At 64.0% G+C, this 21,547-nt stretch carries 22 protein-coding genes; 14 read left to right on the top strand and 8 right to left on the bottom strand.

Translation table 11 applies throughout. The features are described from left to right. Positions 1-179 precede the first annotated feature (179 nt). Entirely contained in the window at positions 180-1,184 is a 1,005-nt protein-coding gene (locus H4I97_RS11005; RefSeq protein ID WP_182304689.1) for a porin, read from the top strand. Positions 1,185-1,282: 98 nt separating this feature from the next. Here the strand turns inward: H4I97_RS11005 and H4I97_RS11000 are convergent, their stop codons facing one another. Together H4I97_RS11000 and H4I97_RS10995 are read right to left on the bottom strand one after the other, a co-directional pair. Continuing rightward, positions 1,283-2,167 (bottom strand): alpha/beta fold hydrolase, encoded by an 885-nt coding sequence (locus H4I97_RS11000; RefSeq protein WP_182304687.1) that lies wholly within the window; start codon positions 2,165-2,167, stop codon positions 1,283-1,285. A gap of 93 nt (positions 2,168-2,260) precedes the next feature. After that, entirely contained in the window at positions 2,261-4,333 is a 2,073-nt protein-coding gene (locus H4I97_RS10995) for a lytic transglycosylase domain-containing protein (protein ID WP_182304685.1), read from the bottom strand. A 221-nt stretch (positions 4,334-4,554) separates the two neighbouring features. Here H4I97_RS10995 and dapA point away from each other — a divergent pair, with 221 nt between their 5' ends. Beyond that, positions 4,555-5,439: a 4-hydroxy-tetrahydrodipicolinate synthase gene (gene dapA, locus H4I97_RS10990; protein ID WP_182304684.1), complete on the top strand. Its 885-nt coding sequence runs from the start codon at positions 4,555-4,557 to the stop codon at positions 5,437-5,439. 21 nt (positions 5,440-5,460) lie between these two features. On the opposite strand, the gene H4I97_RS10985 is transcribed toward dapA, so the two are convergent. Beyond that, entirely contained in the window at positions 5,461-6,057 is a 597-nt protein-coding gene (locus tag H4I97_RS10985) for a TetR/AcrR family transcriptional regulator (RefSeq protein WP_244658624.1), read from the bottom strand. A 144-nt stretch (positions 6,058-6,201) separates the two neighbouring features. Between H4I97_RS10985 and H4I97_RS10980 the strand changes: the two genes are divergently transcribed. The 4 genes from H4I97_RS10980 to H4I97_RS10965 all read left to right on the top strand — a co-directional run bounded on the left by H4I97_RS10980 (position 6,202) and on the right by H4I97_RS10965 (position 8,583). Beyond that, positions 6,202-6,657, top strand: coding sequence for a DUF2269 family protein (locus H4I97_RS10980; protein ID WP_182304679.1), 456 nt, complete (start codon positions 6,202-6,204; stop codon positions 6,655-6,657). Between the two features lie 271 nt (positions 6,658-6,928). After that, positions 6,929-7,429: a GFA family protein gene (locus H4I97_RS10975; protein ID WP_182304678.1), complete on the top strand. Its 501-nt coding sequence runs from the start codon at positions 6,929-6,931 to the stop codon at positions 7,427-7,429. A gap of 243 nt (positions 7,430-7,672) precedes the next feature. Next, on the top strand, positions 7,673-8,149 hold the full coding sequence (gene smpB / locus H4I97_RS10970; RefSeq protein WP_112686763.1) for an SsrA-binding protein SmpB: 477 nt from the start codon (positions 7,673-7,675) through the stop codon (positions 8,147-8,149). Next, positions 8,149-8,583 (top strand): DUF3830 family protein, encoded by a 435-nt coding sequence (locus tag H4I97_RS10965; RefSeq protein ID WP_182304676.1) that lies wholly within the window; start codon positions 8,149-8,151, stop codon positions 8,581-8,583. Before smpB ends, H4I97_RS10965 begins: the two co-directional genes overlap by 1 nt. A gap of 16 nt (positions 8,584-8,599) precedes the next feature. On the opposite strand, the gene H4I97_RS10960 is transcribed toward H4I97_RS10965, so the two are convergent. The 4 genes from H4I97_RS10960 to H4I97_RS10945 form a co-directional block, all read right to left on the bottom strand. Further along, positions 8,600-9,472 (bottom strand): LysR family transcriptional regulator, encoded by an 873-nt coding sequence (locus H4I97_RS10960; RefSeq protein WP_182304674.1) that lies wholly within the window; start codon positions 9,470-9,472, stop codon positions 8,600-8,602. 279 nt (positions 9,473-9,751) lie between these two features. Continuing rightward, positions 9,752-10,831 (bottom strand): bifunctional transcriptional activator/DNA repair enzyme AdaA, encoded by a 1,080-nt coding sequence (locus tag H4I97_RS10955; RefSeq protein ID WP_182304672.1) that lies wholly within the window; start codon positions 10,829-10,831, stop codon positions 9,752-9,754. 80 nt (positions 10,832-10,911) lie between these two features. Further along, on the bottom strand, positions 10,912-12,426 hold the full coding sequence (locus tag H4I97_RS10950; protein ID WP_182304670.1) for a methyl-accepting chemotaxis protein: 1,515 nt from the start codon (positions 12,424-12,426) through the stop codon (positions 10,912-10,914). A 222-nt stretch (positions 12,427-12,648) separates the two neighbouring features. After that, on the bottom strand, positions 12,649-13,233 hold the full coding sequence (locus tag H4I97_RS10945; protein ID WP_182304668.1) for a LabA-like NYN domain-containing protein: 585 nt from the start codon (positions 13,231-13,233) through the stop codon (positions 12,649-12,651). Between the two features lie 298 nt (positions 13,234-13,531). Here H4I97_RS10945 and rpoZ point away from each other — a divergent pair, with 298 nt between their 5' ends. The 8 genes from rpoZ to era all read left to right on the top strand — a co-directional run bounded on the left by rpoZ (position 13,532) and on the right by era (position 20,391). Continuing rightward, entirely contained in the window at positions 13,532-13,927 is a 396-nt protein-coding gene (gene rpoZ, locus H4I97_RS10940; RefSeq protein ID WP_182304666.1) for a DNA-directed RNA polymerase subunit omega, read from the top strand. 99 nt (positions 13,928-14,026) lie between these two features. After that, entirely contained in the window at positions 14,027-16,243 is a 2,217-nt protein-coding gene (locus tag H4I97_RS10935) for a RelA/SpoT family protein (RefSeq protein ID WP_182304664.1), read from the top strand. A gap of 83 nt (positions 16,244-16,326) precedes the next feature. Then, entirely contained in the window at positions 16,327-16,893 is a 567-nt protein-coding gene (locus tag H4I97_RS10930; RefSeq protein WP_182304663.1) for a hypothetical protein, read from the top strand. Between the two features lie 133 nt (positions 16,894-17,026). Next, positions 17,027-17,179 carry a DUF3563 family protein gene (locus H4I97_RS10925; protein WP_182304661.1) on the top strand — a complete coding sequence of 51 codons (153 nt, stop codon included), beginning with the start codon at positions 17,027-17,029 and terminating at the stop codon, positions 17,177-17,179. Positions 17,180-17,451: 272 nt separating this feature from the next. Then, positions 17,452-17,856 (top strand): holo-ACP synthase, encoded by a 405-nt coding sequence (gene acpS / locus H4I97_RS10920; RefSeq protein WP_182304660.1) that lies wholly within the window; start codon positions 17,452-17,454, stop codon positions 17,854-17,856. A gap of 118 nt (positions 17,857-17,974) precedes the next feature. Continuing rightward, positions 17,975-18,718 (top strand): signal peptidase I, encoded by a 744-nt coding sequence (gene lepB, locus H4I97_RS10915; RefSeq protein ID WP_182304658.1) that lies wholly within the window; start codon positions 17,975-17,977, stop codon positions 18,716-18,718. Further along, positions 18,715-19,428: a ribonuclease III gene (gene rnc / locus H4I97_RS10910; RefSeq protein WP_182304657.1), complete on the top strand. Its 714-nt coding sequence runs from the start codon at positions 18,715-18,717 to the stop codon at positions 19,426-19,428. The genes lepB and rnc overlap by 4 nt, the downstream gene beginning before the upstream one ends. A 15-nt stretch (positions 19,429-19,443) precedes the next feature. Further along, complete coding sequence (gene era, locus H4I97_RS10905; protein WP_182304655.1) at positions 19,444-20,391, top strand: GTPase Era; 948 nt, start codon at positions 19,444-19,446, stop codon at positions 20,389-20,391. Between the two features lie 15 nt (positions 20,392-20,406). On the opposite strand, the gene H4I97_RS10900 is transcribed toward era, so the two are convergent. Continuing rightward, positions 20,407-21,507, bottom strand: coding sequence for an AbrB family transcriptional regulator (locus H4I97_RS10900; protein WP_182304654.1), 1,101 nt, complete (start codon positions 21,505-21,507; stop codon positions 20,407-20,409). Positions 21,508-21,547 lie beyond the last annotated feature (40 nt).

The following is a 21,547-nucleotide window of genomic DNA, read 5'->3' as shown; positions in this document are numbered from 1 at the left end:
GGCACTGCCTGGAGCATTCTCGCGTGGACCAATTTGCAGCGTCTTGTGCTATCGAAAATTGCGCCGAACGACACCTCTTCTCCCTTCCGAAAAATCGACAATCAGCTTAAAGGGTTGATACCTAACGATATTACTCCCTCGTGAACATGACCTCCCCTTAAAATTGACTGGAGGTCAATATGAACATCAAGAGCCTTCTTCTCGGCTCCGCTGCTGCTCTCGCAGTAGTTTCCGGCGCTCAGGCTGCCGACGCTATCGTTGCTGCCGAGCCCGAGCCGATGGAATACGTTCGCGTTTGCGACGCTTTCGGCACCGGCTACTTCTACATCCCCGGCACCGAAACCTGCCTCAAGATCAGCGGTTCGGTTCGCGCTCAGCTCGAGTGGGGCTATGACAACAACACCGACACCAGCGACTGGGATGCCCGTACCCGCGGTCTCGTTCAGTTCGACGCCAAGAACGACTCGGAAGTCGGCACGATCAGCTCGACGATCGTTTTCTACGCCTGGGGTGAAGAAGACGGCACCAACGGCGCCTTCCAGCTCGACGAAGCTTCGATCTCGGTCGGCGGCTTCAAGGTCGGCTACTTCTACAACTACTGGGATTCGGGTCTCGCTGGTGAAACCGACTCGCTCGGTTCGAACCTGATCAACTCGATCGGTTACGAATACGCTTCCGACGCCTTCAAGGTCGGCGTTTTCGTTGACGAACTGCACGCTTCGGCTGCTGGCGAAACCGACGGCGTCGGCATCGAAGGTCAGGTTTCGGCCACCTTCGGTCCGGTTACCGCCTACCTGCTCGGCGCCTACGACTTCGCTCGCGAAGACGGTGCTGTCCGCGCAATCGTAGAAGCTGAAGTCGGCCCGGGCACGCTCGGCGTCGCCGCTGTCTACTCGACCGGCGCAAACCAGTACTACGACGCTTCGGAATGGACCGTTGCTGCTTCGTACGCTGCCAAGCTCACCGACAAGCTGACCCTGACCCCCGGTGCCCAGTACTGGTGGAACTACGGCACTGTTGGCGAAGGCTTCGCCAACGTCGACGCCTGGAAGGCCGGTGTAACCCTCGACTACGCAATCGCCTCGGGCCTCGCAGCCAAGGTTTCGGTTCAGTATGCCGACACCGACGCCGCTGGCGACGACGGCGCATGGGGTGGTTTCTTCCGCCTGCAGCGTTCGTTCTAATAAGATCACCCGATCTTATAGGGAAAGCCCGGCCTTCGTGCCGGGCTTTTTCGTTTTGAATTGAGTGTTTCTGCCGGTGGTCGTGGGGTGAGAGCGAATTAGCCGCCGGTTTCAGCGAGAAAGCGGTGGGTGTCCTCCGCCAGCGCGCCGAGATGCAGCAGCGGGGCGTGCCCCTGGCCGAATGCCGTCAACCTCCGGAGCGCAGGATAGCGCCGCCCCATCTCCTCGATCGTCTCCTCAGACAGAAGCTTCGAGTGCTGACCGCGGATCACCATCAGCGGCACCGCGGCGAAACCCTCGAACTGAGGCCAGAGGTCGGGTAACGGCTGGCTGAGATCGGCCGCGATCATCCCCGCGGCGATCGCCGGGTCGCAGTCCGCCTCGATCATCCCGTTCTGTTCCCGGTAGATGGCGCGTGCCATCTCCTGCCATTCGTCCTCGCCGAGCGCCGGGAAATGCGCTCCGTGCACGGCCTGCAGATGGTGCGCCGCCTCGATGAAGTCAGAAAACGGCACGCTGTCGGCGAGATAAGACTGTATGTGCCGCAGTCCCTCCGCCTCAATAACCGGGCCGATGTCGTTCAGGATGACGGCCGCGAGCAGATCCGGTTTGAGAGCCGCGAGGATATGGAGGATGAGTCCGCCGCGCGAGGTGCCGATAAAGCCCGCGCGGGCGATGCCGAGCGCGGCGCAGACGGCAATCACGTCGCCGGTTTCGACCGGAACCGTGTAGCGGTTCGGGTCCGGGTCGCGATCGGATGCGCCGCGGCCGCGCGAATCGATCGTCACCACCTTGAAGGGACGCTCGGGATGGCTCGCCAGCCATTGAGCAAGCGGCGCGAAGTCGCGACCGTTGCGGGTCAGTCCGGCGAGACAGACGACGGGTGTTCCGCCGATTTCCTCGCCGAAGATGCGCCCGCGCAGCGTCAGCCCGTCCGCAACCGTCACCTCGAATTTCGAGAAACCGCCGCCATCCGCCGCCATTTTATCCTCCCGGCCTCGCTTGCAGGGCGACCAGACGGTCGCCAGACCGAAAGTTCCACGAAATCACCGGGTTGTCGACCGTCTCCGCGCCTGTCAGCCCTCGCGTCCGTATCGCAGGTCGTGGATAATGTCGGCCTTCTGTCCGAGCCGCGTCTTGTAGATCTGGTAGTTCTCCATCACCCGCTGCACGTAGTTGCGTGTCTCGGGGAAGGGGATGCGCTCGATCCAGTCGACGACGTCGTCGATCGATTTGCCGCGCGGGTCGCCATAGCGGGCGATCCATTCCGGCACGCGCTTCGGCCCGGCATTGTAGGCGACGAAGGTGAGCACGTAGGAGCCGCCGAACTTGTCGATCTGCTCGCCGAGGTAATGTGCCCCGAGAGTGGCGTTGTAGCCGGCGTCGGAGGTGAGCTTTTCCGGCGAATAGGCAAGGCCGTAGCGCCCGGCCACCCCCCGCGCGGTTCCCGGCATCAATTGCAGGAGGCCGCGGGCGTCCGCCGGCGATACGGCGGCCGGGTTGAAGGCGCTTTCCTGGCGCGCGATCGCGTAGGCCAGTGCCTTGCCGGAGCCGGCGATGTTGGCGGAGTTCGGGATGACGCCGATCGGGAAGGCGAGCGCCGGCACGTCGATGCCGCGGGCATAGGCGGCCTTGCCGATCTGCAAGGAGAGCTGATGGCCGACGCTCTTTTCGGCCTGGGCGGCAAGGAGCGCGAGCTCGCCGGGGCTGTCGATCTGCTGGGCGAGCGCCCGGTAGAGGCTTTCCGCCCGCCAGCCGTGGCCGGCCGCCTCGAAGCGTGCGATCGCCTGCACCGCCTCGCGATTGGCGAAGGTCTGCCGCTCCACGGGCGTCGGTGCGGGGTAGGGGATGGCGAGCCCCGGCGACTTGAGCCGCGCCGCGGCAAGCTGGCCGTAGAAGGTGCTCGGGTAGCGCGCGGCCTTCAGGAAGAAATCGCGCGCATCCGTCTTGCTGTCCGCCTCGGCGGCACGGCCGAGCCAGTACCAGGCACGGGAAACCGAAAGCGGTCTTTGCGACGTGGCGAGAATCTTGCGGAAGTGGCGCGCGGCGGTTTCGGCGTCGCCGAGGCCGCGCAGCGCATACCAGCCGGCATGGAATTCCGCGTCGACGATATCGCCTGATTCGGCCGCGGTATGCCGTGACGCGACACGGTAGGCCGCCTTGAAGTCGCCCTGGTCGGCGAGACCGCGCGCGACGATACGCTGCTCGTTCCACCATTCGGTGGTGTTGATGAGTGCTGTCGCATCGCGCGGAGCCTTCGCCAGCAGGTTCGCGGCCTCCTCGTATTTGTCCTGGCGGCGAAGATTCTCGATGCGTGCGAAGAGCAGGGCCGGGTCCTTCGCCCAGCGCGGATCGACGGCGGCGAGCAGCTGGCCGGCCTTCGATGAGCGGTTGAGCACGGCCGCCCAGGCATTGTAGAGCGATTGCGCCTCGCCGAGGGTGGAGAAGCGTTTCGCCTGCGTCGCCCGTCCGCGGTAGAGGAGGTAGTCCATCCGCGCCTTGTGGTCGGCGGTGGTGAGGAGCCCGGAAAACTCCTTGAGGATCCTGTCCTCCATCGCCTTGTCGAGCGCCTCGCCGTGCCAGATCGCGCGAAGCGTGCGGGCGGCTGCTGTGCGGTCACCGGTGGCGAGCTGTGCCCGCGCGAGGATGACCGCGCCCTCCGGCGTTTCCGGTTTCGTCGAACCGAAAGCGGAAAGCACGGCATCTGCCGGCGGGTTTTCGCGATAGAGGGCGCGTTCGGAATTGGCCCGGAAGGCGGAGAGCCCCGGCCAGCCGTCGAGCTCGCGCTGTGCTGCGGCGATGGCGGAGGAGGGAATACCCGGCAGGCCGGACATGGCGATCGACCAGGTGAGCATGTGCCGGTCGAGCGAGACCGTCATCCGGTCGCGGATAGCGAGCGCCTCGGCGCCGTCCTTGTTCGAGAGCGCGTCGAGCCCTTCCTTCAGCAGCGGATCGGCGACCGGCAGGCGCCCCATGCGCGGGATCGCCCCGGTGATCTCGAAGGTCGGCATCAGGGCCGCCTCGACGGGACGCAACTCCGGCTTCGGCAAAGGCAGGGGCACGGCGCCGCCGTCCGGCGGGCCGGCCATGGCGGCAGTCGCCACCAGCCCGAAACCGAAGGCGGAGGTCAACAGAAGCGCTCTTTTCATCCCCGTACCCGATGGCAGATGTGGAATATTTCCATTAGCTGCCGAGCATATTAACGAAACCTTACCGCTGCGCCAGATTTTCCCGCTTTTACGCCGCCTGAAACTGTCATAAAACCGCGCCCGGTACGCTTGCCGCGGCCCGGAGGCCGCAATAAGCTGCGCGCGTTCGTAACCGAGGAATGCGGCCGAAGCATGAATGCCGGCCGTGAGGAGTTTTATGCATGTTCCAGGGATCCATTCCTGCTCTCGTGACGCCGTTCACCGAAACCGGTGCGGTTGATGAGGCAGCTTTTGCAGCGCATGTGGAATGGCAGATCGCCGAGGGCTCGACCGGTCTCGTTCCGGTCGGCACGACGGGTGAATCGCCGACCCTTTCCCATGCGGAGCACAAACGGGTCGTGGAACTGTGTGTCGAGGCGACAAGCAAGCGGGTCCCGGTGATCGCCGGCGCCGGCTCGAACAACACGAGCGAGGCGATCGAGCTTGCGCAGCACGCCGAAGCTGTCGGCGCCGACGCGCTGCTCGTCGTCACGCCCTATTACAACAAGCCGACGCAGAAGGGCCTCTTCGCCCATTTCGCGGCGATCGCCGGTGCCGTGAAGCTGCCGATCTTCATCTACAACATTCCCGGCCGCTCGGTGATCGACATGAGCCCGGAAACCATGGGCAAGCTCGCCAAGGCGCACAAGAACATCGTCGGCGTGAAGGATGCGACCGGCAAGATCGAGCGCGTCTCCGAGCAGCGGATCACCTGCGGTACGGATTTCATCCAGCTCTCCGGCGAGGATGCGACGGCGCTCGGCTTCAACGCCCATGGCGGCGTCGGCTGCATCTCGGTGACGGCGAATGCCGCTCCGCGGCTCTGTGCGGAATTCCAGGCGGCGACGCTTGCCGGCGACTACAAGAAGGCGCTCGAATACCAGGACCGGCTGATGCCGCTCCACAAGGCGATCTTCATCGAGCCCGGCCTCTGCGGCGTCAAATACGCGCTCTCCAAGCTCGGCCGCATGAGCCGCACGGTGCGCCTGCCGCTCCTGCCGACGCTCGAACCCGCCACCGAAGCAGCCATCGACGCGGCGCTCGCGCATGCGGGGCTGGTGGGGTGAACGTCTGAGCAAGGGACCGCTTCAGGCCGGGCCGACGTGCCCGGCCGCTGGCGGTCTCAGGTAGCCGACGACGAGGCGCGTCGCCTCCTCGATCAGTGTCTCGACCATGTCGTCGGGTAGTATGGCCGGGGCGTGGAGAGCGGCCGTGTGGGTCAGTGCCTCTATCGTCGTTACGCAGATGAAGGCCGCGAGGTCGACATCGGCGCAGCTGATCTCGTCCTTATGGTGGGTCAGATAATCCCTGAAGCTTGCATGCGCTTCGCGATTGAACGCTTCCACATCCTCGAGACGTCCGGTCCTCGGGATCTGCTCGGTGAGAACGCGGTGCAGCTTCGGATCGATGCGGTGCGCCTCGATGGCCACCACGACCAGACGGCGCACCGCTTGCTCGATCGGCTGCGAGGCGACCTCCCGCAAAGCGGCGCGCACAACCAGCATCAGCTGTTCGTTGTGGCGGTCGATGACCGCGGCAACCAGCGCCTCCTTGCTGGGAAAATACTGATAGAGTGATCCGATGCTCACCCCCGCCTCCTGCGCGATGCGGTTGGTGCTGGCCTTGTCGAACCCTTCCTTCACCAAAATGCGAGCGGTCGCCTCGACGAGAGCGTCGACGGTCATCCGCGACCGGTTCTGAACGGCCTGTTTGCGAGGGATCGTGTGCGGTTTGCGGGTCAAGGTTCCGGCGATTCCAATGCGAGTAGACAAATATAAGCGATAGCTCGCATTATCTCAAAAAACGTCGTGAACACAAGGATATAGATCATGCTATACGGAACCGTCCTCGGAATTCATGCCGCCGCTATGGGCACCGCCCTGACGTTGCTCGTGGCGAGTGAGCTGCTCTTGCTGCTCGGGCGGCGAGGCACGAGGAAGCCGGTCGCGGTCGCCTTCCTCTCGAGTCGTATTGCGGGCCCGTTGGTGATGATCGGCATCGTTGCCGGCATCGCCCTGGTCTTCATCGGCGGCTGGTCGCTCCTCACCCCCTGGCTGGTTATATCGCTCATCCTGATCGCGATGCTGGTCGTCGTGGAGGCGAAGTTCGTGCGCGAATGGCAGGCACGCGCACAGGCGGCGTTGCGCGACGCGGCGACAGGCCCCGGGGTGGAAGCTGTTGTCGGCGAGACCCGGGCTCTGTACGGACGCCTCGCCATGCTGACGATCTTCGCGCTCGTCGCGGTTCTGATGACCATGAAGGCCGACGTGATCCCATTCGCCTGACGTGATAGCGAAAGCCGCGATTAGCTGGTTTCGACGTGGCAGAGCCGCAGTGCCAATATGCGCCTCGAGACTCGGGCGGATGAGCCGCACGGTGCGCCTGCCGACGCTGCCGACGCTCGAACCCGCCGCAGAGGCGATAATCGACGTGGCGCCGGTGCGTGCGGGATTCGCGGCTGCTCGCCGAGCTTGGCGTTCCGGCAGGCTGGACGACCAAAGGACGAAAACCTAAAAGAGATTAAGCGGAAACCCGCCTCTTGAAGGAGGAGACAGGATGAAACGTATCGAGATGGAGGTGACCGGCGGTTGCCAGTGCGGTGCCGTGCGCTACCGCGCGACCGCTATGCTTGATAATGCGCATCTCTGCCATTGCCGCATGTGCCAGAAAGCCTCGGGCAACATCTTTGCCGCGCTGGTCGCTGCACCCGATGATGCGCTGAATTGGACACGCGGCAAGCCGAGCGTCTGGAAGAGTTCGGAGCTTGTCGAGCGCGGCTTCTGCGCCAACTGCGGCACGCCCCTGTTCTTCCATCACCTCGAAAACGGTCGCACCAACCTGATGATCGGTTCGATTGACGATCCGGACGCCTTCTCGCCTCTTGCCAATACCTGCACCGAGAACATGGTGGCGTGGTTCGATACGATCACGGACATAGAAGATGCCGGCGCGACCGAAAGCAATGGCGCCGACTGGGCTGCGGCAATCAAGGAGAGTAGCAACCAGCACCCCGATCACGATACCGCCTCATGGGTGGTGAAGGGGTGTGACGGCTAAGTCCCGCTCCGGCCAATGACGCAGGGCGTTGTCCGTTGCAGCTATTTTGAGAACTCCGTCGCTCCTTAAATCGACGGCAGCAACGGCCTACCGTCCAGTCTCGGCATGGCAGGCAGATTGCCCATCACACCCGCCCCGCCTTTATTTCCCCGCCGCTCTGTATTACATCCATGCGACAAGAGCCGGCGGGTGCCCGTCGCCGGTCAAGAGAAGAACGGTCCGGGCAGATTGGAAGACGAGATCATGGCCCCCAAAGGCAGCCAGCGCACGGTCAACAAAATTGTCGCGGAGAACCGCAAGGCCCGCTTCAATTACGAGATCATCGACACCTATGAAGCGGGGCTGGTCTTGACCGGCACCGAGGTCAAGTCGTTGCGCGAGGGCAAGGCCAACATCGCCGAATCCTATGCCTCCGACGAGGGCGACGAGATCTGGCTGATCAATGCCTATCTGCCGGAATACCTGCAGGCGAACCGTTTCAACCACGAGCCGCGCCGTCGCCGCAAGCTCTTGCTCTCGAAGCGCGAGATCAACCGTCTGCGCGCCGCCGTCAACCGCGAGGGCATGACGCTCGTCCCGCTCAAGGTCTATTTCAACGAGAAGGGCCGCGCCAAGCTCGAACTCGCGCTCGCCAAGGGCAAGAAGCTGCACGACAAGCGCGAGACGGAGAAGGAGCGCGACTGGAACCGCCAGAAGAGCCGCCTCCTGAAGGCCGGCTGATGCGCGCAGCACCTGCCGAACGCCTGAAGGTGACCGTCGGCCCCTTCACCTTCGTCGCCCGCTTCGAGACCGAAAAGGCGCCGGAAACCTGCCGTATCTTCAAGAGCTTCCTGCCGTTCAGAAACCAGACGATCCATTCGCGCTGGAGCGGCGAGGCGGTCTGGGTGCCGCTCGGCGAATTCGCGTTCGGCGCCGGCTTCGAGAACCATACGAGCCACCCCTCGCGCGGCGATATCCTGCTCTATCCGGGCGGGTTCAGCGAGACCGAGCTGCTCTTCGCCTATGGCAGCTCGCATTTCGCCAGCAAGATGGGCGTGCTCGCCGGCAACCACTTCCTGACGGTGGTCGAGGGCCGTGAGCACCTGGAGGCCATCGGCCGCATGGTGCTCTGGCAGGGCGCCCAGGATATCGTCTTCGAACAGATTTCGCCCTGAGAGCACTCGGGGCCGATCACGTCCGGATCGCCGGTCGTCCGGAGAACAGCTCTCCGTGTCGGCGGAAAAGTGCTGCGAGCCGCTCGATGACCTGTCGCACTTCCGGCCGGTGGCGGTCGTCGTCATGCATGGTGATCCAGAGATCGGCCGACAGTTCCTCGATCGGTTCGCCGAGGCGCACGAGCCCCGGTTCGCTGTCGCCGATGAAAGAGGGCAGCACCACCCGCCCGCCGCCGCTGCGGGCGATCTCCAGCAGTGAGGCGAGCGTCGTCGTCCAGATGCTGATCCATTTGTCCGGCTGTCGCGATATCCATTTGTCGGCGGGGCGCGAGGCGAGCTCGCGGCCGATCGAGATGAACCGTTCCTGCGGTTCGGTCGCCACCTCCGGCGTCGCATAGATCGCGTAGACGATGCGCTCCGACTGGCGTGCGGCGAGATTGCCGCCGGGCGGGCGGCGATCGGTGAGTGCAATCTCCGCCTCGCGGAAGGTGAGGTCGACTTCGCTCTCCGTCGCCTTGACGCACAGGCGGAAATCATCCTCCGGCGTCCAGATCTCGCGAAGATTGCGGGCGAGGAACAGGGAGAGCCAGCCGTCGCCGGCGACGGAGACGATCGGCAGGCAGTAGCCGTTCTCGTTCCAGCGGCGGATGGTGGCCGCCTGCATTTCCATGATCTGCACGTGTTTCAGCAGCACCTCGCCGTCCGGCGTCAGCGAGTAGCCTTTCGTGTGGCGGCTGAACAGGCTGTGGCCGGTCGCCCGCTCCAGCGCCAGCATGCGCCGGCCGATCGTCGGCGCGCTGATTCCCGTGCGCTCGGCGGCTCCGACCAGACCACCTTCGGCCGCGACATGCATGAACAGCCGGAGATCGTCCCAGTTCTCGTCTTTCATCGCTGAAATGCTCCATTCATTTCCGCGTCTACACGCCGGAAAGGCCGAGGCTTACCTCATGCACAGGTTAAGCGGTCGGAAAGGAGAACGCCATGCTGATCGAATGGCTCGCAACCTTCGAATACTGCCGTCGCCGCACGGCGCAGGTCCGGCGCGACCCGCTGGAGGACCCGCTCGAGCGGCCGGAATGGGACGGCCTGCGCTGGATCGTCGAGATTCCGGCAAGGTGGAGGGCGCGGCGCCGCCGTGCCCGTACCGCGGCACTGGACACCGGCGCCGTCATTCCGCGGCTTCGGCTGTCCGCTGACCGGCTGCCATCCGCCGCTCGTGTTCCAGAAGCCAACGCTTGCGCCACAGGCCGCCACCATAGCCGGTGAGCCCGCCGTCCGCACCGATCACCCGGTGGCAGGGGATGACGATCGCGATCTGGTTGGCGCCGTTGGCGCGTCCGACCGCGCGGACGGAACCGGGACGGTCCATCGCCGCGGCGAGTGCGCCGTAACTCTCAACGGTGCCGGGCGGGATTTGCCGGAGCGCCTCCCAGACCGCGCGTTCGAACGGCGTGCCGTGGCCGGCAATGCGCACGTCGAAGGCGGCGCTGTCACCGTCGAAGTACCGTTTGAGCTCCTGCTCCACGGCGTCGATCGGCGCGGCGCGCCCGAGGACGATGCCGCAGCCGGTCCTTTCCCGGATGCGCCGGATCTCGGTCGGAAGGGCAGGGCGGTCGGCGAATTCGAGGAGATGCAGCGCATGCTCGTCGGCGATCGCCATCATCGGGCCGATCGGCGTCTCGATCCAGTCGGCCCTGAGGAGGCCCTTGCCGCGCAGGTGACGCGGCGCACTACCGATGAGCTGGTTGATCGCCGCGCGAAAGCCGCTGCCGGATTCGAAGCCGGCGTCGAGCTGCGCCTCGATGACCGGCGCGCCCTCGGCCAGCGTTTCGGCCGCAAGCCCGACGCGGCGCAGCCGTGCGATTTCGAGAAAACTCATGCCGAACTGCCGCTTGAAGGCGCGCCGCACGGTGGAAAGATCGAGCCCCATCGCAAGAAGGTCGCTCTCGCGCCAGCGCCGTTCCGGCTCGCGCTCCAGCGCTTCGAGGAGCGAAGTGACGGTCGGGTCGTTGTCCTTGTAGCGCAGCATCGGTCGGCAGCGGAGACAGGGGCGGTAACCAGCTTCCAGGCAGGCGGCGATGCTTTCCTCGAAGACGCAGTTCTCGCGCTTGGGCTTGCGAGCCGGGCAGGTCAGCCGGCAGAAGATCCGCGTGGTGGTGACGCAGACATAGGCGAAGCCTTCATAGGCCGCATCGCGCTTTAAAAGCGCGTCATAGAGGGTGTCGTCGGTGGGTCGGTCAAACAGCATGCATCTGTTTTACCCCGGACGGCGAACGAATGCCGCCGGAAAAAGAGCACGGATTCTCTTTTCGGCGGTCGGTAGGGGCGTCAGGCCGCGTAGGAGGGGCGATACTTCGTCGATGACGGTGTATGGACCTGCGAACGCGAGACGTTGAAGCGCGACAGAAGGGTGTTCAGATGGCCGGCGATCTGGTTGAGCTCATGCGTCGCGGCGTTCGTTTCCTCGACCATCGCGGCGTTCTGCTGGGTCATCTGATCCATGCTGTTGATCGCCTTGTTGATCTCGCCGATGCCGGAGGACTGCTCCTGCGACGAGGTGGCGATCGCCGTGATGTGCTCGTTGATCGAGTGCACCTGACCGCCGATCGTGCGCAGGGCCTCGCCGGTGCGATTGACGAGTGACACACCGTGAGCCACGTCCTGCGACGCACGGTCGATCAGGCCCTTGATCTCGCGGGCGGCCGAGGCGGAGCGTTGTGCGAGCTCGCGGACTTCCTGTGCCACGACGGCAAAGCCGCGCCCGCTTTCGCCCGCCCGGGCCGCCTCGACGCCCGCATTGAGCGCCAGCAGGTTCGTCTGGAAGGAAATCTCGTCGATGACGCCGATGATCTGGGTGATCCTGCGCGACGACTGCTCGATCTCTCCCATCGCGTTGATCGCCTCGTCGACGATCTCGCCGGAACGCACGGCTTCCTGCGCGGAGGCGTGCACCACGGTCATCGCCTCCTGGGTACGCTGGGCCGCCTGGCGGGAAACGGCGGTGATTTCGTCGAGCGCGGCGGCCGTCTCTTCCAACGCGGCGGCCTGCTGCTCGGTGCGCTGGGCCATATTGTCGGTGGCAGCGGAAAGCTCGCGGGTGCTCCCAGATACGCGGTTCGTCTCGTCGACGATCGCTGAAAACGCGGTCCCCAAGGCTTCAAGCGCCTGATTGTAGTTGTCGCGCAGGCGCTCGAATCGCGGCGAAAGCGGCTGTTCGATGGTGACGGAAAGGTCGCCGGTCCTCAGGGCGTCGAGCGCCCGGTCGATCGCGGCGAGCGCCTCTTCCTGCTCCAACTCCAGAGTGTGACGTTCCTGCTCGGCCTTTTCGCGTTCTTCGGCGAGCGCCTGCAGGTAGACGGAGATCGAATAGTCCATGTCGAGCATGGCGGCCTTCAGGACCGCGCTGATGCCGTCGGAGATGCGCTTGGCCTTCTTTGCCTGCAGCATGCCCTTCAGCTCATTTTTCACGACGGCGTCGAGAAGGCCTTCGAGTACCAGTGCGTAGCCGCCGATATACCATCGCGGTTCCAGCCCGAGCCGTGCATGGGTGCGGCCGATGGTGGTCACGGCATTCACATACTGGTCGTCGAACCGGCCGGAGGTGATGAGCGACCAGTGGCTGCGCTGCTTTTCCTTGGCGTGCGAAATGTGGGCGTCGCTCGAAAAGAAGCGGGCAGTTTCGGCGTTGGTCTTCGCTGCCGCATAGAAGACGTCGAGCGCCGGGCCAATGGAGGTGTTGATTACGGGCTGAAGGGCAGTCAGGGTTGCAATTTGCGCTTTATCAATTTTCAGAAAAGAGAGGCGATCGGTAAGATCGGAACGGCTCGGAAAGGAATTGGTCATTGCTGCACTGCTGTCTGTCAATGCCGTGCGGCGCCGAGCCGCGAGGCGAATACCGGAAGCAATTCTTCCGTATCTCATCCTGTGCTCAAATGCTTAAGAAACAAATAAATAGTGTGAGGGCTACGTATCCGTGTCGGCTCTATGCCCAAAAAAGGTGCGAACGATAAAATTCCCGGCACGCACGGTGCCGGGTCCGGAGGCCCGATCAAACAGCCGAGGTTCCTATTCCTCGATGTCTTCGCCGGCGGCCGGTTCGACCGGCGCGCGGGCCATGCGCTCGCTCGGGTCCCGGCCGATCTCGGCCTTGAGGCTGATGAGATCGATGAAATGGTCGGACTGCCGGCGCAGGTCGTCGGCGATCATCGGCGGCTGCGTGGCCATGGTCGAAACGACGGAAACCTTGCGGCCCTTTCGCTGCAGCGCCTCGACCAGGGTGGTGAAATCGCCGTCGCCGGAAAAGATCACCAGATGGTCGGCCGTTTCCGCCTGCTCCATCGCGTCGATGGCAAGCTCGATATCCATGTTGCCCTTGACCTTGCGGCGGCCCATGGAATCGGTGAACTCCTTCGCCGGCTTCGTGACGACCTTGTATCCGTTGTAATCGAGCCAGTCGATCAGCGGGCGGATCGACGAATATTCCTGGTCTTCGATCAGCGCCGTATAATAATAGGCGCGCAACAGGTAGCCGCGCTTCTGGAAAGCCTTCAACAGCTTGCGGTAGTCGATGTCGAACCCGAGACTCTTGGAGGCCGCGTAGAGATTCGCGCCGTCGATGAAGAGTGCGAGCTTTTCGCGTGGATCAAACATGCGCAATATCCCTTTGGTTTTAAACGAGCAAAGCGGAAAACCTATGCAAAGTCAGGAAGTTGCCTCTGACGTATGAACGGTCCCGTAAAATTATGAACTGTTCATATAAGAATCATGTAGTGCACGTCGGATCACATTCCAAGCACGTTTTGGTTGAGTTATGAAAATTTTCGGTGCCGATTGCAACGCGGATCAGGGTGCAATGTCACGCTGCGATCAAGGAAAAACTTGAATTCGCCGGCCATTGATTGTATCGGGCGTGTTAATCCCGAAAGATCATGACCGTAAAGGACAGGCTATGGCCCGTGTCACCGTTGAAGATTGCATCGACAAAGTAGAGAACCGCTTCGAGCTCGTTCTGCTCGCCAGCCATCGTGCACGGCAGATCTCGCAAGGTTCGCAGATCACCATCGATCGCGACAATGACAAGAATCCGGTCGTCGCCCTGCGCGAGATCGCTGACGAAACCCTGTCTCCGGGCGACCTCAAGGAAGACCTCATCCATTCGCTGCAGAAGCACGTCGAAGTCGACGAGCCGGAGCAGGATGCAAACGCGCTTCTTTCCACCGCCGCTGTCCGCAGCGAGGAAGAGGAAGACATGCCGGAAACCGTGACCTTCGACCAGATGTCGGAAGAAGACCTTCTGGCCGGCATCGAAGGCCTCGTTCCGCCGGAAAAGAGCGACGATTACTAATCGTCAAGCAATCTCGGCCTAGTCTGTGCCGACGACAATATATTCGTGTGCGCCGACCCCACGGGTTGGCGCGCATTTCGTTTGTTGGAGTGGCTTTGGATGATGCGGCAATACGAGCTCGTGGAGCGGGTTCAGAAATACAAGCCCGATGCCAATGAAGCGCTGCTGAACAAAGCCTACGTCTATGCCATGCAGAAGCACGGAAAACAGACCCGTGCGAGCGGCGACCCCTACATCTCCCATCCTCTCGAAGTCGCCGCGATCCTCACCGAGATGCGTCTCGACGAATCGACGATCGCCGTCGCCCTGCTGCATGACACGATCGAGGACACGACGGCGACCCGCGCCGAGATCGACGAACTCTTCGGCGAGGACATCGGGCGGCTGGTCGAGGGGCTGACCAAGCTCAAGAAGCTCGACCTCGTCACCAAGAAGGCCAAACAGGCAGAAAACCTCCGCAAGCTCCTGCTGGCGATTTCCGACGACGTCCGCGTGCTGCTGGTCAAGCTCGCCGACCGCCTGCACAACATGCGCACGCTCGAGCACATGAAGCCGGAGAAGCGTGCCCGCATCTCCGAAGAGACGATGGAGATCTATGCGCCGCTCGCCGGTCGCATGGGCATGCAGGACATGCGCGAGGAGCTGGAGGATCTCTCCTTCCGCTACATCAATCCCGAAGCCTACGAGACGGTGACCGAGCGCCTGGCGGAGCTTTCGCGCCGCAACGAGGGCCTGATCAAGAAGATCGAGGACGAGCTGCGCGATCTCCTCGTCGCCAACGGCCTGATCCACGCGGCTGCCAAGGGGCGGCAGAAGAAGCCCTATTCCGTCTTCCGCAAGATGCAGTCGAAGTCGCTCTCCTTCGAACAGCTCTCCGACGTCTACGGCTTCCGCATCATCGTCGACGACATCCCGTCGTGCTACCGCGCGCTCGGAATCGTCCACACCCGCTGGCGCGTGGTTCCCGGCCGCTTCAAGGACTACATCTCGACGCCGAAGCAGAACGACTATCGCTCGATCCACACCACCATCGTCGGTCCGTCGCGCCAGCGCATCGAACTGCAGATCCGCACCAAGCGCATGCACGAGATCGCCGAATACGGCATCGCCGCCCACGCGCTCTACAAGGACGGCGAGGGGGGCGACGGCGAACTGCTGTCACGCGAAAGCAATGCCTATTCCTGGCTCCGCCACACCATCGAGGCACTGGCCGAAGGCGACAACCCGGAGGAGTTCCTCGAGCACACCAAGCTCGAACTCTTCCAGGACCAGGTCTTCTGCTTTACTCCGAAGGGCAAGCTGATCGCGCTGCCGCGCGGTGCGACCCCGATCGACTTCGCCTACGCGGTCCATACCAACATCGGCGACACCACGGTCGGAGCGAAGATCAACGGCTCGATCATGCCGCTCGTCACCCGCCTCAACAACGGCGACGAAGTCGAGATCATCCGCTCCGGCGTGCAGGTGCCGCCGGCCGCCTGGGAGGAGATCGTCGTCACCGGCAAGGCCCGTTCGGCAATCCGCCGCGCGACCCGCCTGGCGATCCGCAAGCAGTATTCCGGCCTCGGTCACCGTATCCTCGAGCGTACCTTCGAGCGCGCCGGCAAGATCTTCTCGCGCGACACATTGCGGCCGGTGCTGCACCGTCTCGGTCACAAGGACGTCGAGGATGCGATCGCCGCGGTCGGTCGTGGCGAGATGTCCTCGATCGACGTGCTGCGGGCGGTCTTCCCCGATTACCAGGACGAGCGCGTCACGGTGAAGCCGGCGAGCGACGAAGGCTGGTTCAACATGAGTGGCGCCGATAGCATGGTCTTCCGCCTGCCGAACAAGGGCAAGCTCGCGGAAGGTGTCGGCGAGGGGCCGGAGCCGCTGCCGATCCGTGGGCTTTCCGGCAGCGCGCGGGTGCATTTTTCGCCGGCGGGCGCCGTTCCCGGCGACCGTATCGTCGGCATCATGGAAGACGGCAAGGGCATCACCATCTATCCGATCCAGGCCTCGGCGCTGCAACGCTTCGACGAGGAGCCCGAGCGCTGGATCGATGTCCGCTGGGACCTCGACGAGGCCAACAAGACGCGCTTCATCGCTCGCATCCTGATCAACGCGATCAACGAGCCGGGCGCGCTCGCCAAGGTCGCGCAGACCATGGCCGGCCTCGACGTCAACATCCGCACCCTCACGATGACGAGCGTCGCTACCGACTTCACCGAAATGGCGATCGACGTCGAGGTCTGGGACCTGCGCCAGCTCAACCAACTGATTGCGCAGCTGAAGGACCTCGACTGCATTTCGACCGTCAAGCGCGTCTACGACTGAGCCGCGTTGCCCGGCGCCGTCGCGCTGGACGCCGGCTCGTCGCTGTGGTGAACTGCTCCGACGGGGCAGGGAGTTCGAAGGCGATGTCGAAGACGGCGGTGATCGGTTCCATTCTGGCGATGCTTGCCGCCGTGCCGGTGGCCACTGCGGCGGAGGGTGACGAGACCCTACTCTACGGTCAGCCGCTGCGCACCGGCGAGCTCGCCTCCGCCTGCTTCGCCCGGCGCTATGACAAGACGCATTTGCAGGGTCATCCGCAGCAGAACGTGACGGAGATGCGCGTTCTCGCCTACCGGCCGGACTGGCCGTATGCGGAGAGCATCGTCAATCTCGAATTCCGGTTCCGCGGCGTTTCCGATGCCTTTCAGCTTTCGGGCGGCTGCCGCCCCGTCTCGGGTAAGGCGGCGGTGCTCGACTGTGCCGTCGAATGCGACGGCGGCCGTTTCACGATGCGGCGGGAGGCCTCCGGTGCATTGATGGTCGACGTTCCCGCCGGCCTTGCGCTCTGCGACGGCGAGGAGGCCCTGCCGGCCGGTGCGCGTTTCGGTTCCGACGACCGCCGCTTTCGGCTTCCGGCGGAGAAGCTCGCCGCATGCCGCGATCTGATCTGGGACGACGAAATCCGACCAAAGCTGCTGCCTCGCAATTAAGCAGAACCGTCGCGTCAAACGTCTCGACATGCGTTTTCCGCATGGCTGGGCACCGCTTCCATGCGTGGTGCTTTGTGCGCTGCACCATTATATTCGTGACCAGTGGAAATGATGAAAGAAGAGAGGGAAGACAATGTTTGCTCCCATTCGTAAACTGGCCCGCGCCCTGCACGTCCCGACCATCGCCGAACGCGAAGCAGCCTATCTGAACGGCTCGCGCGACCTCGTCGATCTGGAATACCGCCAGCGGCAGATCGACCGCGGCCTGTTCCGTAGCGGCCGCTGATCGCCTGCAAGACCTGCGTGCCCGCGACGGGCGTGGCCGGGAAATGGTGCCGATCCGGTGATTGAAGCCGGTCCGCCCTTGTGTGACGACGGACAGATACACTAAATGTGCCCCATGTCTCGTCGTCGCCGAAAAGCTCCGGATTTCCATGCGCCCCCCGCCGGGCGCATGTTTGTCGTCCGCCTCGCCGCTGTCCCTGCCGGCGGAGCCGGGCCGCTCGCGATCACCCGAACCGGGGCCGCGATGATGTCCGACACAATGCAGGGGGCTTCATGATCATCGGCATTGGCAGCGATCTCGCCGACATCCGGCGCGTCGAGCGCTCGATTGCGCGTTTCGGCGAGCGCTTCACCGGGCGTTGTTTCACCGACGCCGAGCGTCAGCGCGCCGATGCCGGCAAGAACCGCGCAGCCTCCTACGCCAAGCGTTTCGCCGCCAAGGAGGCGCTGTCCAAGGCGCTCGGCACCGGCATGTCGCAAGGCGTCTTCTGGAAGGACATCGGCGTCATCAATTCCGAACACGGCAAGCCTTCGCTCGTGCTGACAGGCGCGACGGCGGAACTCCTGCGCTCCATGACGCCGGCAGGCCACGAGGCTGTGGTCCATCTCACCATGACCGACGAATTTCCCTACGCCCAGGCCTTCGTGGTCATCGAAGCGCGACCGGTCGCGCGGTGACGGAGCGTCGGGCTTTATTCCGGCGGCGGTGCGGCGGAATTTCACGGGCTTTGCCGTTGCCGCCGCGGGCCGAAGAGACTAGACAGGGCATAATTTTGCGAAGAAGGAACCAAGCGGCGTGACCGAGCAAGCTGAAAAGAAAGCCAGTGGGCTGTGGGAAAACATCAAGGTCATCATCCAGGCTCTTCTGCTGGCGGTGATCATTCGCACTGTCCTCTTCCAGCCCTTCACCATTCCGTCCGGCTCGATGATGCCGACGCTGCTGGTCGGCGACTACATCTTCGTCAACAAGTTCGCCTACGGCTATTCGAAGTATTCGCTGCCCTTCTCTCCCGACCTCTTTGAAGGCCGCATCTTCGCCAGCGAGCCGAAGCGCGGCGACATCGTGGTCTTCCGCTTCCCGCCGAACCCGGACATCGACTACATCAAGCGTCTGATCGGGCTTCCGGGCGACCGCATCCAGGTGATCGACGACGTGCTCTACGTCAACGGCCAGCCGGTGCCGCGCCAGCCCGACGGCACTTTCACCTCCGACTACCGCCAGGATCCGGGCGCGGACGTGCCGGTCTTCCGCGAGACGCTCGACAACGGCGTAAGCTACGACACGCTCGACCAGTCACCGACCTCGCGCGGCGACAACACCCGTGAGTTCATCGTGCCGGAAGGCCATTACTTCATGATGGGCGACAACCGCGACAACTCGCTCGACAGCCGTTTCGACGTCGGCATGGTGCCCGCCGAGAACCTCGTCGGCCGTGCGTCGATGATCTTCTTCTCGCTCGGCAACGACACGTCGTTCCGCGAGGTCTGGAAGTGGCCGGCCAACATGCGCTGGGATCGGCTGTTCAAGGTCGTTCAATGAAGAAGGCGAGGGGGCTCTCGGCCGAGGACAGGGCACAGGCTGAGGCCGTGATCGGCTACTCCTTCGCCGACAAGCAGCGGCTCGACCGCGCGCTCACCCATGCGAGCGCGACGCTCGCCCGGGGCGGCGATTACGAGCGTCTGGAATTCCTCGGCGACCGCGTGCTCGGCCTCTGCATCGCGGAGCTTCTGTTTTCCTCCTTCAAAAGCGCGACGGAAGGCGAGCTTTCCGTCCGCTTCAACCAGCTCGTCAGTGCCGAGACCTGCGCGGCGATTGCCGACGAGCTGCAGCTTCACCGCTTCATCCGCACCGGTGCCGACGTCAAGAAGCTCACCGGCAAGAACATGCTGAATGTCCGCGCCGACGTGGTGGAAAGCTTGATTGCCGCGATCTATCTCGATGCCGGCCTGGAGGCCGCGCGTGCCTTCGTGCTGAAGCACTGGAGCGCGAGGGCGGCCCGCGCCGACGGCGCACGGCGGGATGCCAAGACGGAGCTGCAGGAATGGGCGCACGCCAGGCACGCAGTCACGCCGATCTACAAGGTTGCGGAACGCAGCGGACCGGATCATGATCCGCGCTTTACCGTGACCGTCGAAATTCCGGGGGTCGCCCCCGAAACGGGAACCGAACGTTCCAAGCGCGCGGCCGAACAGGTTGCTGCCACGAAAATGCTGGAGCGCGAGGGCGTCTGGCAGAAAACCGCCCCTTGAGGCTGATGGATATCTATGACCGACAATGACAACATGGCCGCCGCCGGCGGCGAGCATTCCGGCGATCAGCCGACGCATTCGGGCTTCGTCGCCCTGATCGGCCCGACCAATGCCGGCAAGTCGACGCTCGTCAACCGCCTGGTCGGCGCCAAGGTGTCGATCGTCAGCCACAAGGTGCAGACGACACGCGCGGTGATGCGTGGCATCGCCATCCACCAGAACGCCCAGATCGTGTTCATGGATACGCCCGGCATCTTCAAGCCGCGGCGCAAGCTCGACCGGGCGATGGTGACGTCCGCCTGGGGCGGTGCCAAGGACGCCGACCTGATCCTGCTCCTGATCGACAGCGAGAGGGGGCTGCGCGGCGATGCCGAGGCGATCCTGGAAGCACTGAAGGACGTTCCGCAGCCGAAGATCCTCGTGCTCAACAAGATCGACCGGGTGCAGCCGGAACAGCTGCTGAAGCTTGCCGCCGCGGCCAACGAGGCAGTGAAGTTCGAGCGCACCTTCATGGTTTCCGCGACGACGGGGTCTGGCTGCGACGACCTCATGGACTATCTGGCGACGACGCTGCCGGAAGGCCCCTGGTACTATCCGGAGGACCAGATCTCGGATCTGCCGATGCGCCAGCTCGCCGCCGAGATCACCCGCGAGAAGCTTTTCCTGAGGCTGCACCAGGAACTGCCCTATGCCTCGCACGTCGAGACGGAGAAGTGGGAAGAGCGCAAGGATGGCTCGGTGCGCATCGAGCAGGTGATCTATGTCGAGCGCGAGAGCCAGAAGAAGATCGTGCTCGGCAAGGCCGGCGAGGCGATCAAGGCGATCTCCACCGCCTCGCGCAAGGAGCTCTCGGAAATCCTCGAGCAGCCGGTGCATCTTTTCCTGTTCGTCAAGGTCCGCGAGAACTGGGGCAACGATCCCGAGCGCTATCGCGAAATGGGCCTCGAATTCCCCAAGGGCTGACCGGCCGGGCTGCTGTCAGGTCTTCAGCCGCCGCGCCACCATCTTCGCGATCGGTGGCCCGATCAGGATGATGATGAAGAGACGTGCCGTCTGCAGGGCCATCACGAAGGAGATGTCGACCGGCGTCGAGGCGGCGATGATCGCGACCGAATCGAGCCCGCCGGGGCTGGTCGCGAGATAGGCGGTCAAAAGGTCGACGCCGAGCGTCGCCCAGAGCAGGACCGCGAGCGTACCGCAAAAGGTAATCAGCACGACGATCGAGAGCATGATCTGCGGCAGGGCGTTGGTCGCATGGCGGAGAATGCGCCGGGTGAAGCCGAGGCCGATCTTCCAGCCGAGCACGCCGTAGGAAATGGCGAGTAGCCATGGCGGCAGCTCGATCTGCAGGTGGCCCGTCGTCGAGAGTGCGGCGGTGGCGATCATCGGCAGCAGCATGGTTCCGGCCGGTATCTTGAGCAGCGCGCCGACGGCGCTCGCCGCGAAGGCGACCGCAAGCGTTTCGAAAAGCGCGAACACGTCGACCGCGCGGAACCAGTCGAGCGGCTGGGCCTCGCCGCCGGCGGCGTGGAAGGCGAGTGCTGCGATCACCGAGGCGGCGGAGGCGACGCAGACCACGCGGAGATACTGCATGAAGGCGACGAGGCGCGCATCCGCGCCGTAGGCCTCCGCCATCAGCATCATCGCCGAGGCGGCGCCCGCGGACGTACCCCAGATCGCGGTGGTTCCGGGCAGGACGCCGCTGCGGGCCATGAGATAACCCGTGACCGTACTCGCGAGCACGATCGCCAGCACCACCGAGAGAAAGAGCGGCCAGCCGTGCAGGAAGGTTTCGGCAATTTTCAGGTCCAGCGCGCGGGCGATCACGCAGCCGATCATCGAATGCGCGGCGAAATAGGGGATGCGCGGCACGGAGAGGCGTGCGCCGTTGGTTGCAGCCGCGATCGCGGCCAGCATGGGCCCGAGCAGCAGCGCGCCGGGAATGCCGATCTCTTCCAGTATCGCGGCAAGCACTGCCGAAAGCAGGAGCAGGACCGTCCAGCGCAGCGGTGTCGGCAGCCGCGTCAGCAGGCCTGGTTCGAGCGCGGTTTCGGTCGACGGACGGTCGTCAGATGACATTCGGGGGAAGCTCGTATCGGGGAGGGCGTCGTGCTTCGGC

This window comes from Ciceribacter thiooxidans, from assembly GCF_014126615.1.
Classification (GTDB): Bacteria; Pseudomonadota; Alphaproteobacteria; order Rhizobiales; family Rhizobiaceae; genus Allorhizobium; species Allorhizobium thiooxidans.
This window is presented reverse-complemented; position numbering and strand designations above follow the sequence as displayed.

What these genes read in the sequence shown, in the direction of transcription:
- H4I97_RS11000 (WP_182304687.1), bottom strand. Translation starts at nt 2,167, where the DNA reads ATGGCGGCGGATGGCGGCGGTTTCTCGAAATTCGAGGTGACGGTTGCG.
- H4I97_RS10965 (WP_182304676.1), top strand. Translation starts at nt 8,149, where the DNA reads ATGCGCGCAGCACCTGCCGAACGCCTGAAGGTGACCGTCGGCCCCTTC.
- H4I97_RS11005 (WP_182304689.1), top strand. Translation starts at nt 180, where the DNA reads ATGAACATCAAGAGCCTTCTTCTCGGCTCCGCTGCTGCTCTCGCAGTA.
- H4I97_RS10985 (WP_244658624.1), bottom strand. Translation starts at nt 6,057, where the DNA reads ATGACCGTCGACGCTCTCGTCGAGGCGACCGCTCGCATTTTGGTGAAG.
- rpoZ (WP_182304666.1), top strand. Translation starts at nt 13,532, where the DNA reads ATGGCCCGTGTCACCGTTGAAGATTGCATCGACAAAGTAGAGAACCGC.
- H4I97_RS10900 (WP_182304654.1), bottom strand. Translation starts at nt 21,507, where the DNA reads ATGTCATCTGACGACCGTCCGTCGACCGAAACCGCGCTCGAACCAGGC.
- H4I97_RS10975 (WP_182304678.1), top strand. Translation starts at nt 6,929, where the DNA reads ATGAAACGTATCGAGATGGAGGTGACCGGCGGTTGCCAGTGCGGTGCC.
- H4I97_RS10945 (WP_182304668.1), bottom strand. Translation starts at nt 13,233, where the DNA reads ATGTTTGATCCACGCGAAAAGCTCGCACTCTTCATCGACGGCGCGAAT.
- H4I97_RS10935 (WP_182304664.1), top strand. Translation starts at nt 14,027, where the DNA reads ATGATGCGGCAATACGAGCTCGTGGAGCGGGTTCAGAAATACAAGCCC.
- smpB (WP_112686763.1), top strand. Translation starts at nt 7,673, where the DNA reads ATGGCCCCCAAAGGCAGCCAGCGCACGGTCAACAAAATTGTCGCGGAG.
- acpS (WP_182304660.1), top strand. Translation starts at nt 17,452, where the DNA reads ATGATCATCGGCATTGGCAGCGATCTCGCCGACATCCGGCGCGTCGAG.
- H4I97_RS10930 (WP_182304663.1), top strand. Translation starts at nt 16,327, where the DNA reads ATGTCGAAGACGGCGGTGATCGGTTCCATTCTGGCGATGCTTGCCGCC.
- era (WP_182304655.1), top strand. Translation starts at nt 19,444, where the DNA reads ATGACCGACAATGACAACATGGCCGCCGCCGGCGGCGAGCATTCCGGC.
- dapA (WP_182304684.1), top strand. Translation starts at nt 4,555, where the DNA reads ATGTTCCAGGGATCCATTCCTGCTCTCGTGACGCCGTTCACCGAAACC.
- H4I97_RS10925 (WP_182304661.1), top strand. Translation starts at nt 17,027, where the DNA reads ATGTTTGCTCCCATTCGTAAACTGGCCCGCGCCCTGCACGTCCCGACC.
- H4I97_RS10980 (WP_182304679.1), top strand. Translation starts at nt 6,202, where the DNA reads ATGCTATACGGAACCGTCCTCGGAATTCATGCCGCCGCTATGGGCACC.
- H4I97_RS10950 (WP_182304670.1), bottom strand. Translation starts at nt 12,426, where the DNA reads ATGACCAATTCCTTTCCGAGCCGTTCCGATCTTACCGATCGCCTCTCT.
- H4I97_RS10960 (WP_182304674.1), bottom strand. Translation starts at nt 9,472, where the DNA reads ATGAAAGACGAGAACTGGGACGATCTCCGGCTGTTCATGCATGTCGCG.
- H4I97_RS10995 (WP_182304685.1), bottom strand. Translation starts at nt 4,333, where the DNA reads ATGAAAAGAGCGCTTCTGTTGACCTCCGCCTTCGGTTTCGGGCTGGTG.
- H4I97_RS10955 (WP_182304672.1), bottom strand. Translation starts at nt 10,831, where the DNA reads ATGCTGTTTGACCGACCCACCGACGACACCCTCTATGACGCGCTTTTA.
- rnc (WP_182304657.1), top strand. Translation starts at nt 18,715, where the DNA reads ATGAAGAAGGCGAGGGGGCTCTCGGCCGAGGACAGGGCACAGGCTGAG.